Origin of the sequence: Rhizobium mesosinicum, assembly GCF_019511345.1 — a bacterium.
GTDB lineage: Bacteria > Pseudomonadota > Alphaproteobacteria > Rhizobiales > Rhizobiaceae > Rhizobium > Rhizobium mesosinicum.
Genome location: NZ_JAEUAK010000003.1, coordinates 364,456 through 382,207, shown reverse-complemented (window position 1 = coordinate 382,207; position 17,752 = coordinate 364,456). Strand labels below are relative to the sequence as shown.

Below are 17,752 nucleotides of genomic sequence, written 5' to 3'. Positions count from 1 at the left end.
CTCTCCTGTGAAACTGCTGCCAGGAACAATCAGATGGCGCTGCGCGCGAGAAGGGCAATGGCTGCGCGCGCATTTCCTACGCCTTTAGGTGGAACGGCGTTCGCATCAAATGCTGGCAAAGAAGACCTGCCGTCATGCCAGTTATTTGATGCGGCCAACGGGACAATAATAAGTGGGACTCCGAGATTGCCTGGAGTACCGGCTGCGATTGCTTTCGCACTGTGAAGATTTGCAGAACCTTCGAGAGCAGACGGCCGCTCGATACCTTTCATTTTGGTATCGCCACGGCAACGCTGAGACCATGCGGACTGCGCTGGCGCAGTTCCAATGTGCCCTGGTGGGACTGAATAATGTCTGCGACGATCGACAGACCGAGGCCGAAGCCACCTCCGGCGCGAGACTGGTCCGATTTGAAGAAAGGCTCCAGTACCCGCTCTCGAAGCTCCTGCGGAATGCCTGGGCCGTCGTCGTCGACAGTGATCAGAACGGTTTCCGGCCGCTCGGCCATTGTCACCTCGGCCCTGCCTGCAAATTTAACGGCGTTATCGCAAAGATTGGTGATTGCGCGGGTGATGGAAAGCGGCCGGCATCTGGCAAGAAGCCTGTTGGGGCCATTGTATCGGACGGCATGGCCGATATCGGCAAATTCGCTGCAGACCGTCTGCAGGATGCTTGCGACGTCAACGAGTTCGATCGCCTCGGTCGCATAGTCGTTTCGAAGATAATTCAGGCTCTCGACGAGCAGGTTCTCGATCCGATCGATGTCGGACAGCAGGGCGTCCTTTTGGCCGCTCTCCCCCATCCGCTCCACACGCAGCTTCAGCCGCGTCAGCGGCGTGCGCAGATCGTGACCGATGCCGCGCAGCATGCGGGTGCGGGCTTCGATCATCAGACGGATCCGCCGGCGCATGCCGTTCAATGCCCGGGCCAATGCAACGATCTCGACCGTTCCCCTCTCCTCGAAGACAGGAGAACCGCTGGTGATATCGGACACCGCCGCCACATGGGCAATACGTTGTAGGGGTTCCGTAATCACCCTGATCGCGAATATGAAGAAAAAGCCGATCAATACGAAAAAGGCGACGAAGTAATAGGGGCCGCGTCCGAGGAACGCACTGCTCAGCATGGAATCCGGGAAGCCCGAGGTGATGACGATCGTGTCGTCGTCGACACGCGCGGCAATCACGCGTCGGTCATCGAGGAAGGTTTGCCAGCCACCCAATGGCGGCTCGTTGTCTGGCGGAAACAACCGCGCAGCGACGATGTCCAGGAAGCTCTGACGGCTCGAAGACTGTGTAAACCGACTCACGGTCGCCGTCGACGTGAGTTCGATCTCCCAGCCGGCGCGACGTGCATTGGCGAGGATGATCTGCCGATCTTCGGCCGAGGCGGGTCCAAGCAGCCCGGCGATAGCGTTGAGCTTGTCAGCGATGTTTTCGAGATCCGGAGCGGCAAGATCTTCTCTGGCCCAGCGCTCCACCGCATCGCCCATGGTGACAATCGTCACCAGCGCCACCAGAATGATGATGGTGATCTGACCTCGGACTGTCATCGTGACACGCCGCAGGCGTTTAAACATCAGCCTCTTCCACCTGCGCAGTAAAGACGTAGCCGCCGAGACGGACGGTCTTGATGAGGAGCGGATCGCGAGGGTCCTTCTCGATTTTCTGCCTGAGCCGGCTGATATGGACATCGATGCTGCGCTCGATCGGGCCGGCAAGACCAGCATGGGTCACCGCAAGCAGCTGCTCGCGGGTCAAAACCCTGCCGGCATTGCGGCAAAAGGCCAAAAGCAAATCGAACTCATGGGTCGTCATGGCAATCCTGGCCTGGTCCGGATCGTGAACCTGACGCCGGGCCGGATCGATCCGCCAGCCATCGAAGCGTAAAAGCCTGTGCGCCGGCCTTACCTCCCTCTGCGCTGACAATGCCGACCGGCGCAGGAGGCCTTTGATCCGGGCCAGGAGTTCACGCAGAACGAAGGGCTTGGTGACATAGTCGTCTGCGCCGATTTCCAGCCCGACGATCCGATCGATGTCGGTGCTCAAGGACGTCAGCATCAGAATCGGGATGCCGCCGCCGACACGCAGGCGCCGGCAGAGACTGAGGCCATCTTCGCCGGGCAGCATGACATCGAGGACAACGAGATCGAAGGGCATGACACGCATCTTCGCGTCCATCGCTGCGCCATCGCCCGCGAACTCCGCATCCATGCCCTGCTCGACAAGACTGTCGCGCAGCATTTCGGCGATCTGACGATCGTCCTCGACGATCAATATCCTCGGCCGCTCGACAGCCGCTCGTGTACGCTCGTCATCCAATCACGCCACCTCCGTTCTTCGGCCCATCCTTATCATGACGGAGAAAATCGTCCTCGCCCGAGATTGTGAAGAAATGTTTCAAAGGCAAAGAACGGCCGGCCCGGGCAGAAACAATTCTTAACAACATCCAATACGCGATGCCCATCGCGCATGGCACTGCTGAAGCGTGGCGTGCTTCCAGGTCGATGTCGGGGGAAGCACGCGGTTTAACCTCGGAGCTTTCATGTCTGCCTCTCTAAAAGTGACTGCCAATCGGTCCCGGCTGCGTTCCATCGCCGTAGCGTCGCTGTTCTTATCCCCATGTGCTGCCCAGACGGCCGACTTCGCAAGCGGCGAAGAAACCGCGCCGGCGCCGGACCCGGAGCGTTTTGGCCCGGTTCGCCAGGCGTTGCACGATTGGCACGTCGTCATCGGCGCCGGCGCAGCCTTCAAGCCAAAATATGAGGGAAGCGATGAGTTTGAAGTCTCACCCTTTCCCTTTGTCTCGGCCGAATTTTTTGACCGGATCACGATCGATCCAACCGGCATCGAAATAAAGGCCTTCGAAAAGGATGCTTTCCGGTTCGACGTCAATATCGGATACGACTCCGGTCGTGACGAGGACGATGCCGACACGCTGCGCGGTATGGGCGACATCGATTTTGGCGTGACTGTCGGCGGCAAGGCCACCTACTCATTCGGCCCTGCCAGTCTCTTCGTATCGGTCGACAAGACGATCGGCGGAAGCGAGGGCCTGCTCGCAACCGCCGGCGCGGCAATCTCGCAGCCGCTGTCTGAGCACCTCATCCTCGGCGCCGAAGCCTCCGCCACCTTTGCAGACAACAACTACATGGACGCCTATTTTGGTGTCGACGCTGCCCAGTCCGCCCGCTCCGGTCATGCGCAGCACGAGGCTGGGGCTGGGATCAAGAGCGTCGATCTCTCCGCCTCGGCCACCTATCTGATCAACGAGAACTGGGTGGTCAGAGGCGAGCAGGGCGTGGGCTTCCTGGTCGGAGACGCGGCAGACAGCCCGATCGTCAAGGAAAAGGTTCAGTCGAAAACCATGCTGATGCTGGGTTACCGGTTCTGACCCGGTCGACCCAAAGCATCTTTGCGAGCTGTTCGAAACCAAAAAAGGGTCGCGGCCGTGGCGGCCCTAACATCCGGCAATCAAGCAAAATCGCGCAGGGAATGAATTGATGACCTCCTTTATGCCGCTCTTTCGCACGTCCTGCCTGTCGCAGGGCGACCGATCGTCCCAAAACCTCAGAACGGGTCGCCTTGCATCGATCTTCCTGCTGTCCGTGACCGCTGGGTTCCCGGTTCACGCTCTTGCCACCGACATGGAGGGGCCGAAAGTGTCGGTCATCGCTGCGAAAGCTCAGGTTCTCAAACAAAGCGTTTCCGTCGTCGGCACGGTCGTTGCGCGGGAAACGACACTGGTCAATACGGATCTCTCCGGAGCCCGGATAGTCTCCATTGACGCCGAGGAGGGCGATCTCGTCAGCCGCGGACAGGTGCTTGCGACACTGGATACGTCGAGGATCGAGGTCGAGCTTCAGCAAAACGACGCGCAGGCAGCGAGTGCGGCGGCACAACTCGGGCAGGCATCGAGCGCGCTCGACAGCGCCCTGATTTCGCAGGAGGAGGCCGAGGCGGATCTTACGCGTGCGCAAAAGCTCGTTCCCAAGGGGTTGATGTCTCAAGAGGCGCTCGAGCAGAGGCAAAAGGCGCTCTTACGCGCGCAGGTGAGCGTGCGGGCCAGCAGACAGGCCGTCCAATCGGCAAAAGCTGCCATCAAGACTGTCGCGGCGACGCGCAAGGATATTGAATTGCGGCTGAGCTATGGGAAGATTGTCGCGCCGGTGGCAGGCAGGATCATCAACAGATCCGCCAAGGTCGGCGCGACCGCCTCCTCATCCAACGAGCAGCTCTTCATCATCGCAAATGACGATCAGTTCGAACTGGAAGCGGAAATCCCGCAGTCTCAGTTTTATGTCGTGCCCGTCGGCGCCGTCACGGTTGTCTTCCTCGAAGACAACCGTGACGGTCTGACAAGTGCCGTGCGCTTCGTCGCGCCGGCGCTTGCCGACCGGACACGGCTCGGACGCGCGCGGATCACCCTGCCTCGTGGATTGATGGTCCCGATCGGCGGCTTTGCCTCAGCGCGTATCGAGATCGGAAGCAGCAAAGGCATATTCCTGCCCGCCTCGGCGATTGCCAGCGCCGGTGAGGAACCATCGATCAAGATCCTCAAGGACAACCGCATCGAACAAAAGCCCGTCTTGCTCGGTTCTCGCCAAGCTGGTTTCGTTGAGGTTCGCTCCGGCGTCGACGAGGGCGACCTGGTGGTGACAAAGTCAGGTGGCTTCATGGAGGCCGGCGAGCAGGCGGTCCCGGTCATCGAGCAAGCCGACGCAAGCCCGGTTTCCAAAGGCAACTGAGGTCATCTGATGAACATCTCCGCATGGGCGATCCGCACGCCGCTGCCCGTCATCCTCCTGTTCGTCATCCTCACCGGCCTCGGACTGAAGAGCTATGCAACGCTGCCGATCACCTATTTTCCGGCCATCAACGTCCCGGCGGTCGGCGTGACCGTCGAAGAACCCGCCGCCGCGCCCGATCAGATGGAAATCCAGATCACCCGGCTCATCGAGGATAGCGTCGCGACGCTTTCCGATATCAAGCATATCAGCTCGACGATTTCGGAAGGTCGATCGGAGACCAAGGTCGAGTTCGAAATCGGCGTGCCGGTCGACCGGGCCGTCTCCGACGTCAGGGACGCGGTCACGAAGATTCGCGATCGGCTGCCGGCCGCCATCGATGAACCTATCATCGACCGGATCGATTCCGAGAACCAGCCAGTCGTTACCTATTCGGCCCATAACGGCTCGATGTCGGCGGAAGATCTGTCCTTTTTCATCAACGACGTCGTCGTCAGGAAGCTCCAAGGGCTGGCTGGCGTAGGCCGCGTCGAACTCGTCGGCACCGTCAACCGGGAAATCCATGTTCTGCTGAAGGCGGATAGGCTTGCACCTCTCGGCCTGACGGCAGCCTCCGTCAGCGACCAGGTCGCCGCAAGCCAGTTCAATCTGCCGTCGGGGCGGGGCAATGTCGATGCGCAGGACATGACGATAGCGACCAAGGCAGCCGTTTCAACCCTCGACGAGCTCAGAGCCATTCGTCTTTCCCTGCCGCAGGGAAAGAGTGTCTCGGTCTCCGATGTCGCTGTAGTTGCCGACACGACGGAGAAACGGCAGGATTTCGCGCGTCTCGACGGCGAGCCGGCGGTTGGATTTACCGTCTACAAGGCGGTTGGCGCAGGAGACGTCGACGTTGCCGGAAAGGTTGCCGCGGCGCTTGAGAAGATTTCCAGAGTAAGGCCAGGAACAGAGTTCAAGATCGTCGACGACAGCGTCACGCTCACTCTCGCAAACTTCCTGTCTGCCCGCAGCACGCTGATCGAGGGTGCGATCCTTGCCGTCATCGTCGTCTTCCTCTTCCTGCGCGACTGGCGCGCCACGCTCGTTGCCGCCATCAGCTTGCCGCTTTCGGCAATCCCCACCTTCTGGGTGATGGAACTGGCGGGCTTCTCGCTCAATATGCTGAGCCTGCTTGCGATCACGCTGGTGACGGGAATTCTCGTCGACGATTCCATCGTCGAGATCGAAAATATCGTCCGTCACAAGAACCTCGGCAAAACCGCCTACAAGGCTGCGATCGACGCATCCGACGAGATCGGCCTCGCCGTCATGGCGATCTCGGCCGCCATCATTGCCGTCTTCGCCCCAGTCGGAATGATGGCGGGTGAAATAGGCCAATATTTCCGCCAGTTCGGTCTGACGGTCGCGATTGCCGTCTTCTTCTCGCTCCTTGTCGCGCGCCTGGTAACCCCGCTGATCGCCGCTTACTTCCTGACCTCCCCAACCAAGGCGCACGTAGAAGGGCGCCTGGTTACGCGTTATCGCGGGCTCGTCGGCTTGGCCATCAGGTGGCGATTGTTCACCGCCGGTCTGGCGGCTGGCCTCTTTGCCCTGACGATTCTCCTTGCCGGTTCCTTGCCGAGTGCGTTTCTGCCGGCCCAAGATACGGGCCGGATGACGGTTTCGATCGAGCTGCCGCCAGGCTCGACCCTTGCTGACAATGAAGAGGTGAGCGATCTGGTCGCCGGTCGCCTCAAGACGATCGAGGATATCAAGACCGTGTTCGTGCGCGCCGGATCGGGATCCGACGGCGTGCGCGACATCCGCAAGTCGGTCATCGTCATGTCCATTGCCGACAGAAGCAAGCGCAGGCTTGCGCTGGAGCAAATCCAGCAAAGGGTTGAGGCTCAACTGAAAGCCGTTCCCGACCTTCGCTTCGAATTCATCAACGACCGCGGCGGCCGGGATGTGTCGTTTGCAATCCTGAGCGTCAACGGCGAGCAGGCGTCGAAAGCCGCCCGGGCGATCCTGACCGAAATGCGCGCCAACGCGATGTTCGTCAACCCGGCTTCGTCGGAAGCAACGCGCCAGCCAGAACTTGGCGTGGTCGTGTCGCCGGAGCGGGCCGCCGATCTTGGTGTCAGTGCGAGAGAGGTCGCGACAGCAATCAGGGTCGCGACGTTGGGAGATGCCGATTCCAGACTGCCGTCATTCAAGGACAGTGGCAGATTGATCCCGATCCGCACGCTCGTCGAGGATGGCGGGATCGGCCGCTGGGAGAAGCTGCGACAATTGCGGGTCATGACATCCGCCGGGATCCTCGTGCCGATCGAGGCAGTCGCACACCTGGAGGAAGGTGAAAGCGTTTCCGTCATCCATCGCATGGAGCGTCAGCGTCGGGTCGAAATCGGTGCGGACCTTGCAGCCGGGATCACGCAAGGCGAAGGCATCGCAGCATTCGAGAACTTGCCGTCCGTCAAGGCGCTGCCAGCGGAGGTCGAAATGCGGGCAACCGGCGATTCCGATTCCAAGGAGAGCGTTTTTACGAGTTTCGCCTTCGCCATGATCGCGGGCTTGAGCCTTGTTGTGGTCGTGCTCATCTTGCTGTTCGGCAGCCCGCTTACACCACTGACGATCGTCACCCCGCTTCCGCTTGCGCTTTCAGGTGTGGTTGCCTCCCTCATTATCACCGGCCATCCCGTATCGCTGCCGGTCGTCATCGGTATCCTCATGCTGATGGGCATCGTCGTGAAGAATTCGATCATGCTTGTCGATTTCGCAATCGAGCTCGAGCGGTCGGGCCTACCGCGCATCGAAGCGACCATCGAGGCCTGTGCCGAGAGACTGCGCCCGATCGTCATGACGACGCTGGCGATGGTGGCTGGCATGGTGCCTGCGGCCCTCGGCCACGAGATCGGAGGCGAGTTCAGGGCGCCGATGGCGGTCGCGGTCATCGGCGGGCTGATGGTTTCGACGGTCCTTTCGTTGGTCGTCGTTCCTGCATGCCATGTCCTGATTGCCGATCTCGGCGATAGGGTCAAACGCTTGGCGCGAAAGATGTCGGATAGCGGCGCTGCCGCCGATGGTTCAGGCAACACCTTCATCGAAGGCTCAGACAGTTTGCGCAGTTAGCGGCTGTCAGACAGTCCGACGGCCGGAATTCGTCGGCGCTCGTCACCACGCAGCCATCGCTTGGTTGCGTGGTGACGGCGAAGCTTACGCTGCATCGAGCGCCAAGGTGAGATCGGCAATGAGATCGTCTGGATGTTCGATCCCGATCGACAGCCTGATCGTTGCATCAAGGACGCCGATGCGCTGGCGCACCTCGGCCGGCACGCCCGAATGCGTCATGGTTGCCGGATGCGATGCCAGAGATTCCGTTCCGCCGAGGCTGACGGCAAGCTTGAAGATTTTCAACGCGTTCAAAAACCGGAACGAGGCCGGCTGGCCGCCCTTTATATCGAAGGAGAACGTCGAACCGGCGCCGCTGCACTGGGCTGCAAACGTCCTGCCGACGGCGGAGACGGGATCGCTATATGGAAGATAATGGATCGTCTCGACCTTGGGATGCTGTCTGAGAAAATCCGCCACTGCCCTGGCATTGCTGTTTGCCCGCTCCATGCGGATCTGCAGCGTTTCGAGCGAACGCCCTAGCATCCAGCATGAATGCGGATCGAGCTGCGTGCCGATGGCGCCGCGAAGCGCTTTCACCTGCTTGATCAGTGTCCGGCTTCCAAGTGCTGCTCCGGCGATCAAATCCGAATGGCCGCCGACATATTTGGTCAGGGAATAGAGGGAAATGTCTGCGCCGTGCTCGATAGGGCGCTGGAAGACCGGACCGAGCAGCGTGTTGTCGCAGGCGACAAGGGGTGTATGGCCCTGCTTCTGGCCGATCGTATCGGCAATCCGGCGGATCGTCGCGATATCGACAAGACTATTGGTCGGGTTTGCGGGCGTCTCGACGAGGATGACCGAGACACGGCCTTTGGTCATTGCCTCCTCGGTCGCGGCCTTGATCGAGGCTTCGCTGACGCCATCGGCAAAACCAACGGCGGAAACGCCAAAGTTGAGGAAGGTCTTTGCAAGCAACGTTTCCGTCCCGCCATAGAGCGGCTGTGAGTGGAGGATGGCATCCCCCGGACGGACGAAGGCAAGCAGGACCGTCGCGATGGCAGACATTCCCGATGAAAACACCGCGCCACTCTCGGCCCGCTCATAGACTGCAAGGCGATCTTCGACGATCTCGCTGTTTGGATGATTGAAGCGCGAATAGACAAGGCCTGCCCCCTTGCCTTCCGGCGGCTCTTTTCGGCCAGAGACGTAATCGAAGAAATCGCGACCGTCTTCCGCAGAGTTGAAAACGAAGGTGGACGTTAAGAAGACGGGGGGCTTGACCGCGCCTTCGGAGAGTTCCGGATCATAGCCGTAATTCAGCATCTGAGTTTCCGGATGCAGGGGATGATTGCCGATATGGGTTCTAGGAGGATGCGGTGCAGTCATGAAACGTCTCCCTCAATGAGCGGCTTTCCGGCACCAACAATGTGCCAGGCCTCACTCATATCTGGAGCGCCGCAGCCACAGAGAAACACCTCTTGGCAGATGACCAGGCATTTATTGCCGTTTACCTCCCGATCTCTTCGACATGGCACCAGACCGCGAGAAGCGGAGTGGTGGTGCAGCGCATGGCAAATGATTGGCCCGCTTCAGCGGCAAAGACGCCGCCTATTCCGGTCGAAAACCAGCTCTCTCCGGCTATCGAAAGCTCGCAGGGGGAAAGCAACAGGAAAGCCCGCGAAAACCGTTGCACGTGATCCGGAAAACGGCTGTAGGGCTCCATGTATGTGAGGCCAATCCGGATATCGGCCCGGTCTTCCAGACCACCTGGGCCGACGATCACGCTGTGTGCATGGGCTTTCTCGAAATTCAGGCTGGCAAATGGTCCGCTTCTGCCCCTGATCCATAGAAGCGATTCAGCGAGGTGCCAAACGCTCTGCGCGATCTCGGCATGTATGTCTCGAGCAGCGATTGCGATTCGAAGAGCGTCCTCGAGGCCGGAAGGGGTTCCGGTGTCGTGGAGCCGCTTGTCGCGCAGCGTTCCCGTGCGTTCAAGCTTCTGAAAGACTTTTCCCGCAACGAAGCTCGCCATCGTCGAAGCCGATGCATGCAGCATCACGCGGGCAAGCAAGTTCAGGAAATTGTCGAGTTCCACCGGGCGTTCCGCAGCACCCCGTTCCCGCAGCCTGCGCTTCACCGGCTCTTTCTCATCGGTGATAAGTAGATCTGCTTCTCGTTTGATTGTCCTACCCATGGCGTCCTCCGTGCGGAACCTTCCCTACAGTGTCTCCTCCATATCCGGCAAGGATGTGATCAATCCGCCGCTGGACCTCAACCTGTCAGGAAGATCGAGACTGAAAATCATCTCTGGTCTGACGATTTGTCGGCGTTGCCAGCGCAGGCACCAGGAAGGTATCGGACCGGCTCGGGATGGCTCGCTCAGGCCCACTCGCCCAAAGTTTGGGGCCGGTAGAAGGGGCCGTCTTTCCATGCTCAAGCAACAGGCTGCTTGGGCGAATCAGAAAATTGCCTAATAGCAAATGGTGTTTGTCCACGCGTGAACTGAAGGCACCTAACTTCCGCATTTATTCTTTAAGAAAACACTTTGTCTCCTTGTGCCGAAAGCAATCAGAGAACGTTTTTTCAAGCTCTGCTGCTTTCCAAACCGGTTCTTTTACTCTCATACGCTTGTTCTGGCATTAGATAATTTTCGGTGCAGGAAATCTGAATATCGGCAAAACGTTACTCATGTCGCTGCACCGCTGAGGAAAATTATTATATTACTTTCGGTTGCATTTTGCCGCAAACCTCGCAATGATCATCTGTGACCGGAGGTTCCAGCCATGAAGGCCAAGTCGCCCACATCGATTGATGCCTATGTCGGCAGCAGAGTGCGAGCACGCCGCAAGGTGCTCAGGCTATCGCAGGTCGGACTTGCCGAACGGATAGGCGTCACCTTCCAGCAGATTCAGAAGTATGAAAAAGGCACAAACCGCATTGGCGCGGGCCGGCTGCAATCCATCGCCGAGACATTGGGCGTCCCCGTTCAATTCTTTTTCGAAAACGACACCGAGCCTACAACCTACAGCCTTGTCAGCAACGGCAGGGATGATGTGAATGCATTTTTGGCATCGAAAGATGCCCAAGCCCTCAATCGCGCCTTCATGGCGATCGAAAGCCCGGCTATCCGGCAGAAGCTTGTCGCCCTTGCCAAGAGCCTGGCAAGAGACACACACCCTGAGATCGACGACATCATTCATCCAGAAACCGGCGCCTGAGAGCTCTCGTGCTTCACCTCCAGACCTTTGGCGAGTTACGACTGACAGACGACCTGGGCGCGGCGATGCGCTATCCGGTCAAGGCCCTGGTGATGCTCGCCTACCTGTATTGCTCGCCGGATCAACAACGCAGCCGACAAGAGCTTGCGCGGTTCTTATGGAACGAGACAGGAGATCATCTCGCCGATCTCAATTTGCGCAAACTGATTTCCCGCATTCGCGACACAACCACGACATCCGACGAACAGATACTGAATTTCGGGCCGCCTTTCGTCACCTTGAACAAGCAAGCTCTGTCAGTCGATCTCGACATATTGCGAAAGGAAGGGCCGCCGGTGGCGCAATTGGCGGCCGTCGGCGACCTTGTGCAACGTGGCTTTATTCCCGGTCTCAGTGCATCCACCAGAGCAATCGATGGATGGATCGAGCGCGAGCGGCAGCTACATCTGCTTACCCTGAGAGACATCTTCATCAGAGCTGCGGATCATATTCGCGACGACGAGGAGCGTCGGCTTCTGCGCCGCTCGGGGCTTCAACTTCTTGAGGCCTTTCCCGGCGACGAACAAATCCGCTCCATCCTTCGTGGCACGGCGGACGATCATTCGCAACGCCGGCCGCAGGTGGCCGGAACCGTGGCAATGGCAAGCAGTCGCATCGCCGAGCAACAAGACAGCATGCCGCAAATCTTAACCGGGCCGTCAGCGCCGCGGCTTGTGCTGCTGCCGCCCGGCGCAGCGGCCCTGACACGAGAGGCGGCAATTGCCGACGCCCTCATCGAGGATGTCACGATCGAGCTTTGCGCCCTGCGCAACATATCCGTCGTCGCCCCCCATACAGCCGAGCAGATCCAGCGCGACTCCGACAAGGCCACCGTCGTTCAACGCCATTCGATTTCCTACCTTTTGGACACGCGGCTTTCCGGAGAGGGGCTTTATGCGCAACTCATTTATTTCCCCACTGACGAGATTTTGTGGGCAGCCCGATTTGAAATGGCACTCGAAACGCTGCCGACGCAAAGGCGATTGATCGCCCAGAAGCTTGCCGACGCCGTTTCGGGACAATTGAAGCGCAACGAAAGCATTCGTCTTCGCAACGAGGCTGAGCCAGAGGCTTATCATTCCTACCTTGTCGGTGCCGGCCTGCTTACCAAGCTCAACCTGCCTTACATCAGACGCGCGCGAAAATCCTTTAAGCACGCGCTGCATTTTTCTCCCGACTATGCCCCTGCTTTCACAGGCTTGGCGCGAACATTCACCAGCGAGTGGCTGTTGACTGCGCAAGGCGATCCCGCCCTGCTGCAGCGTGCGGAAGATCAAGCGCTTCGGGCGATAGAAAGAGATCCGGAATCGGCAGCCGGGCATCGGGAACTTGGCGTAACGAAGCTGTACCAGGGTGCTGTCGATGACAGTGTTGCAGCACTTGGCCTCGCCGAAAGCCTCAGCCCGCATTATGCCGACGTGATCTACAGCCACGCGGACACACTCGTCCACGCATCGCGGCCGCAAGATGCGCTCGACAAGATCAGGAAAGCGATCTCGCTCAATCCGATTGCACCCGACGCTTACCTCTGGTGTGCGGCTGGAGCGAGCTACTTCCTTGAACGTTACGAAGAGGCGCTTGCCTATGTCGATCGGATGAAAGACAAGGCACCAGCCTATCGCATCGCGGCCGCCAGCTGCGCGATGATCGGCGATCGAAGACGGGCGCAGTTTTATCGGCACCGCGCCGAGCTCCTCAATCCCGCGTTCGAGGTCGAGAAATGGCTTGCCTTGGTGCCGTTCAAGGAGCGATGGCAAAAGGAACTTTACCGGGACGGTCTTTTCAAGGCCGGATTTTCACGAAGCTGAGGGGAATTTCATGGCAAAAGTTGTTGTACTGGGTGTATCTGGCGATCAGGGGCTGTGGCTCGTGGATATCGACGCGAAGACTGTGACACCGCTGCAGGTGCCTGCAGGCACCGATCTGGCGGCAGCCGTTAAGCAGCGCGAGGCTGGCGGCACATTCATCAAGAACGTCGATTTCGCAATCGCCGTCTCGTCGGCGCAGGCAGTCTTCTCCGGTCACGTGGATGGCTGAAGGCGAGCGACGCTGACCGGTCATTCCGATCTTTATTCCGACCGAACAATTACGCCGCGGGATACATTGTCCCGCGTTGCTCCCTATTTAGAGAAAATGGGGGTCACGCGCCTGTCACGACAGACCGATCTCGATTGTGTCGGCCTTCCGGTCTGGTGCGCGTACACGCCAAACTCCCGCTCCATTGTCATCGCCCAAGGCAAGGGACTTGAGGATATCGACGCCAAAGTCTCGGCGGCGATGGAAGCCCTGGAACGTGCGGTGGCGGGCGAACCCACCACGATGACGACAGTTTCGTCGGCAAGAGACCTGCGAGGCCGGGGTGATCGCGCCGAGCCGCTCGATTGCCTGATCGCAGCCGGCGAGCAGGTCGTGGGCGAAGACGAGGAACTGACCTGGAGCCTGGCAACCGAACTGCTTCACGACCTGCCGATCCATGTTCCGCAGGATGCCGCTCTCCTCGACCGAACGCGGCAGAACCGGTTCTGGATGTCGTCAGATGGGCTTGCCTCGGGCAACACGTTGGAAGAGGCGATATTTCATGGCATCCTGGAGCGTATCGAGCGCGATGCTCATGTCCTCTGGCAGATCGGCAGCGATGACCGGCGCTACGCCTGCTGCGTCGATCCCAGGAGTTTTGCCGACGCCGCGCTCTCAGGCCTGATCGACAGGATCGAGGCTGCCGGGCTCATCTTGAAACTCTTCGATATCACAAGCGATATCGATATCCCCTGCTATACCGCGCTCGTCGCTCCATCAGCCGTCAACGGAAAAGCGCCGCTCCGCTTTGTCGAGGTCACCGGCGGCAGTGGCGCTCATCCCTGGGCCGTGAGGGCGGCAATCCGCGCCGTAACGGAAGCGCTTCAGTCGAGATTGACCTATATCAGTGGCGCCCGCGACGATGTCTGGCCCGAATTGTTCGCGATGCCGCTTCCGGCACAAACCCGCAGTGCCTTTCTTGCCGTTCCCGCTTCTGGATCTGTAGCCGCCACAAGACCAGCCGGGAACATATCCGTCCTGTCGCATAAGCTGCTGACAAGACTTCGCGAACGCGGGATCGGCTCGGTGATTGCCCTCCCCCTGACGCCTGCGAACCTGCCGTTTTCGGTGGTAAAGATATTCATACCCGATCTTGAGAACCCCGCGGGCAATAGGCTCCATCGTTTCGGCCACCGTGCGCTTGCAAGGGCGATGCGCGCGTGAAGGTCGTCTTCGTCGGTCCGAGCTTGCCTGACGCGGCAAACCACGCCGCGACGGATATCGCTCTGCGGCCGCCCGCTGTTCAGGGAGATGTGCTAAGGGCGGTGGAAGATGGCGCAAACGTTATAGGCCTGGTCGACGGCGGCTTTGAAAATACCGCACCGGTTTGGCATAAGGAGATTCTCTTTGCGCTCTCGCTCAATGTCACAGTCCTAGGCGCCGCCAGCATGGGCGCCTTGCGCGCCGCCGAATGCCAAGCGTTCGGAATGATCGGCGTTGGCCGGATTTTCAACGACTATGTCAGCAAAACCGTCGTCGACGACGCCGACGTCGCGCTTCTGCACGAGCCGATGGAACTTGGCGGTAAACCGCTGACCGTGCCGATGGTCAATGTGAGAAGTACTTTGGACAAGATGGAGAGGCTGCAGCTTTTCGACGAAGCCTTTCGCCTGGCTCTCGAACTGACCGCAGCAAATCTCTTCTTCAAGAAGAGAAGCTGGGCTCTCATCGTTCGTGCATGTTCGGCAATACCCGCATCGCAAGAGGAGTACTGGCTGACCATGCTGAAGACGCACGCAGTCGATCAGAAACGCATCGATGCCCTGGCTCTTCTCGAAGCTGTTCGCGCCGCCCATGATCAGCGCGTGCCGACAGAACGCCATTGGGAATTCAAGAAAACGACGCTTTGGGCAGAACAACTAGCCCGCTCAAAGAGTTAGGGTCTATTGCACCCACAAGGTGTTTCACGCGTTTTTCACGCACTTTAGCACTGAACTGTCCTTATGGTCGTCCGGGTAATCTGGAGAATCGATATGTCGGTCATAGGGTCGGGAAAACGCCGGTACGAATCGGCAGAAGCCATGGATAATCTTGACGAGCTGATGGCTTTGGCTCGAATGATCACCTATGCAAAAGCGGTGGCGGAGGATTTGAAGATCGAACCGAGCGCTCAGTCTCTCGACGCGGCATTGGCGGCGGTTACGCGGGAACTGCGCAGAGCGACGGACGAAGATCTTCCTGGACTGGACCCGTTGCTCGCGGCCATGAATATCGAATTGCACTGATCGGCCGTTCGGCTAGCCGCGCAGCCTTATAAAAAGATCATGTCGCCAATTTCGAGTTCACCGCGATACTGTCGCGGCGGATGAACCGGCTCGGAATGACGACACGCAATTCTCGCCTCTCATCGGACTTTTCCATCCTGGCAATCAGGAATTCCGTCGCGGTCTCCCCGAGAGCCTCCATGGGCTGCTCGATCGTCGAGAGCGGCGGCGCACAATATTCGCAGACCGGAGATCCGTCGAACGAGACGATCGACAGGTCCTCGGGTACCCGCCACCCCATTTTCTGAACCTTGCTCATGAAGGAGATTGCCATATCGTCGCTCGTCGCCACGACGGCGGTCGGTTTTTCGTCGAGCCTTGCAAAGTCCTCGGCAGCCTGCAGACCCGTTTCAAATCCGAACTGGAAGGTGAACTGGCCCCCGGAGCGCGTTACATGCCGTTCGGAAAGCCCCGCCTCCTGCAGGGCTTCGACGAGACCGGCATAGCGTTCGATGTCGTGATAGTTGCCCGTCGGGCCGGCGATATAGAGAAAGCGGCGATGCCCGAGTGCCAGGAGCTCCCGGCCGGCCTCTTTGACAGCCTGCCTGTCGTTTGTGATGATGCTCGGAACAGAGGTGTCGCTCATGTCGAGCAAAAGCGAAACGATCGGCAATCCCGCCTCGGCAAGCGATCTGTTGGCGACCACCGGCAACTGCGACGACAAGATCAATGCACCCCTCACCGTCCCTCCGAAGGCAAGATCAAGGATATGCCGCTCGGAACTTTCGTCACGGTCGAGGTTTGCGATCATCAGATTATAGCCGTTGCGGATAACCGTGCGATTCACTGCCTCCAGAACCTGAGGGATGATCTGGGACGCACCATAATGCAGCGAGCCCGGCAGGATGATCATGATCACGTTCGACTTACCCACCCGCAGATTGCGGGCAGCGGCATTGGGCGTATAGCCGAGTTGTTCGGCTGCGGCTGCAATCCTTTCCCTAGTCTTCTCATTAACGCGGCCTGGATTGGCCAGAGCACGGCTGACCGTTGAGGTTGCGACGCCAGCCAGACGGGCGACATCGGCCATCAGGGCTGACGCTCCCTCCGTGGATAAGCTGTCCTCAGTTTTCTTTATCATTTCACTCACTTAGCCCAGTGCAGCCAAACACCGTGCTGGCCACGAATCCTTTTATAGCAAACGATTGCCAAAAACTCGAAGAAAAGCGTTGCATATTTTATCGGCCTGTCTAATATCTAGGCATGGCAATCGATTGCCAGTTGCTAAGTTATTGACCTGAATGAATAAAATTCAACGCAAGGGACGCCCCTCGCGACGGGTGAGCTATGCCTTGATGGAGGAGCTGACTAATGGCTGTGAGTGACAATCTGCGTTTCGGAGTGGACTTGGTCACCTTCTTCCATCCGGGCTTCTGGGGCGTCGACAGCTATGATGCGATCGTCGGCCATGCGAAGTCTCATCCGCGGCAGTTCTGGGACAAGATCCTGGACAGCATCAAAGCCTCGGGCGTGACCGGTGTCGAGCTGACCTTCTCGCCGTTCAACTGGCAGGATGCCATCAAGACCTACGGGTCTGTGGAAGCCTTCGGCGCCGAGCTTTCTGTCCGCGGACTACAACTCGCGTCCGGCTTCTTCGCGGAGCTCGAAGCCTCCGGTGATTTCACCGAGGCCGCGGCACAAGCCGCCATCATCGCCAAGGCCGAACAATATGCCGACTTCATCAAGGCCTGCGGCGGTGACATCATGGTCATTGGCGCACCGATGCGTCAGACGCCAGGTGAAGAGCCCGTGCGTTTCCGCGATTTCGAACAGGCCAAGGTCATCGCCGATTTCCTCAATCGGCTCGGAGCCATCCTCTACAAGAAGGGCGTCAGGCTCGCCGTACACACGGAAGCGCATTCGATCTTTGCTGCTGCCCGCGACGTCGATCTGCTGATGCTGCTGACGGATCCGGCCTACGTGCATATGTGCCCAGACACGGCGCACATCATTCTCGAAGGTTCCGATCCGATCCAGCTCGTCGATCGCCATCACGAGCGGATGATCATCGCCCACTGGAAGGATGCGATCGGCAAGATGCCGGCAGATACGCCTGTTGGCGCCGACATTCACGAGCGCCACCGGCCCTTCTTCTGCGGCTTCGGCCTTGGCCGCGTCGACTGGCCGGCCTGGATCCGCCTGCTTCGCGATCGCCAGTTCAGCGGCTGGGCAATTCTCGAACTCGATGCCGCTGCCGATCCCATTGGCGACATTGCCAATGGTCTGACCCTCGTGCGGCAGGCGCTGCTGCCGATCTATCGCTAATCGTAGCTTGCAACCAAACGGCCCCGCAAAGAGGGCCTATTCAAGAGGTG

Annotated in this window: 16 protein-coding genes; 10 read left to right on the top strand and 6 right to left on the bottom strand. The window is 59.2% G+C overall.

Going from position 1 to position 17,752, the window contains the following annotated elements; translation table 11 throughout:
* Nucleotides 1–29: 29 nt before the first annotated feature.
* The 3 genes from JNB85_RS09410 to JNB85_RS09400 are packed head-to-tail and all read right to left on the bottom strand — an operon-like array spanning nt 30 to nt 2,321.
* Nucleotides 30–272 (bottom strand): hypothetical protein, encoded by a 243-nt coding sequence (locus tag JNB85_RS09410; protein ID WP_220334058.1) that lies wholly within the window; start codon nt 270–272, stop codon nt 30–32.
* A complete protein-coding gene (locus JNB85_RS09405; protein ID WP_220334057.1) occupies nt 269–1,579 on the bottom strand; it encodes an ATP-binding protein in 1,311 nt (436 codons plus the stop codon). The genes JNB85_RS09410 and JNB85_RS09405 overlap by 4 nt, the downstream gene beginning before the upstream one ends.
* Nucleotides 1,572–2,321, bottom strand: a complete 750-nt coding sequence (locus tag JNB85_RS09400) for a response regulator (RefSeq protein WP_220334056.1) — start codon at nt 2,319–2,321, stop codon at nt 1,572–1,574. Before JNB85_RS09400 ends, JNB85_RS09405 begins: the two co-directional genes overlap by 8 nt.
* A gap of 223 nt (nt 2,322–2,544) precedes the next feature.
* On the opposite strand from JNB85_RS09400, the gene JNB85_RS09395 reads away from it, so the two are divergent.
* The 3 genes from JNB85_RS09395 (at nt 2,545) to JNB85_RS09385 (ending at nt 7,858) form a co-directional block, all read left to right on the top strand.
* Nucleotides 2,545–3,393 carry a MipA/OmpV family protein gene (locus JNB85_RS09395; RefSeq protein WP_220334055.1) on the top strand — a complete coding sequence of 283 codons (849 nt, stop codon included), beginning with the start codon at nt 2,545–2,547 and terminating at the stop codon, nt 3,391–3,393.
* 109 nt (nt 3,394–3,502) lie between these two features.
* Entirely contained in the window at nt 3,503–4,747 is a 1,245-nt protein-coding gene (locus JNB85_RS09390; protein WP_220334054.1) for an efflux RND transporter periplasmic adaptor subunit, read from the top strand.
* Between the two features lie 9 nt (nt 4,748–4,756).
* Entirely contained in the window at nt 4,757–7,858 is a 3,102-nt protein-coding gene (locus JNB85_RS09385) for an efflux RND transporter permease subunit (RefSeq protein ID WP_220334053.1), read from the top strand.
* Between the two features lie 84 nt (nt 7,859–7,942).
* Here JNB85_RS09385 and JNB85_RS09380 read toward each other — a convergent pair whose 3' ends face one another.
* Nucleotides 7,943–9,226 carry a cystathionine gamma-synthase family protein gene (locus JNB85_RS09380; protein WP_220334052.1) on the bottom strand — a complete coding sequence of 428 codons (1,284 nt, stop codon included), beginning with the start codon at nt 9,224–9,226 and terminating at the stop codon, nt 7,943–7,945.
* A 121-nt stretch (nt 9,227–9,347) separates the two neighbouring features.
* Nucleotides 9,348–10,034 carry a dimethylsulfonioproprionate lyase family protein gene (locus tag JNB85_RS09375; RefSeq protein ID WP_220334051.1) on the bottom strand — a complete coding sequence of 229 codons (687 nt, stop codon included), beginning with the start codon at nt 10,032–10,034 and terminating at the stop codon, nt 9,348–9,350.
* Between the two features lie 589 nt (nt 10,035–10,623).
* Here JNB85_RS09375 and JNB85_RS09370 point away from each other — a divergent pair.
* The 6 genes from JNB85_RS09370 to JNB85_RS09345 all read left to right on the top strand — a co-directional run bounded on the left by JNB85_RS09370 (nt 10,624) and on the right by JNB85_RS09345 (nt 15,398).
* Nucleotides 10,624–11,058, top strand: coding sequence for a helix-turn-helix domain-containing protein (locus JNB85_RS09370; protein WP_220334050.1), 435 nt, complete (start codon nt 10,624–10,626; stop codon nt 11,056–11,058).
* 8 nt (nt 11,059–11,066) lie between these two features.
* On the top strand, nt 11,067–12,905 hold the full coding sequence (locus JNB85_RS09365; RefSeq protein ID WP_220334049.1) for an AfsR/SARP family transcriptional regulator: 1,839 nt from the start codon (nt 11,067–11,069) through the stop codon (nt 12,903–12,905).
* 10 nt (nt 12,906–12,915) lie between these two features.
* Entirely contained in the window at nt 12,916–13,134 is a 219-nt protein-coding gene (locus tag JNB85_RS09360) for a hypothetical protein (RefSeq protein ID WP_220334048.1), read from the top strand.
* A gap of 48 nt (nt 13,135–13,182) precedes the next feature.
* Complete coding sequence (locus JNB85_RS09355; RefSeq protein ID WP_220334360.1) at nt 13,183–14,337, top strand: YcaO-like family protein; 1,155 nt, start codon at nt 13,183–13,185, stop codon at nt 14,335–14,337.
* Nucleotides 14,334–15,053, top strand: a complete 720-nt coding sequence (locus JNB85_RS09350) for a TfuA-like protein (protein ID WP_220334047.1) — start codon at nt 14,334–14,336, stop codon at nt 15,051–15,053. Before JNB85_RS09355 ends, JNB85_RS09350 begins: the two co-directional genes overlap by 4 nt.
* Before the next feature lie 93 nt (nt 15,054–15,146).
* Nucleotides 15,147–15,398, top strand: a complete 252-nt coding sequence (locus JNB85_RS09345; protein ID WP_220334046.1) for a hypothetical protein — start codon at nt 15,147–15,149, stop codon at nt 15,396–15,398.
* 37 nt (nt 15,399–15,435) lie between these two features.
* Here JNB85_RS09345 and JNB85_RS09340 read toward each other — a convergent pair whose 3' ends face one another.
* Nucleotides 15,436–16,518 carry a LacI family DNA-binding transcriptional regulator gene (locus JNB85_RS09340; protein WP_220334045.1) on the bottom strand — a complete coding sequence of 361 codons (1,083 nt, stop codon included), beginning with the start codon at nt 16,516–16,518 and terminating at the stop codon, nt 15,436–15,438.
* Nucleotides 16,519–16,748: 230 nt separating this feature from the next.
* Between JNB85_RS09340 and JNB85_RS09335 the strand changes: the two genes are divergently transcribed.
* Nucleotides 16,749–17,702, top strand: a complete 954-nt coding sequence (locus JNB85_RS09335; RefSeq protein ID WP_220334044.1) for a sugar phosphate isomerase/epimerase family protein — start codon at nt 16,749–16,751, stop codon at nt 17,700–17,702.
* Nucleotides 17,703–17,752 lie beyond the last annotated feature (50 nt).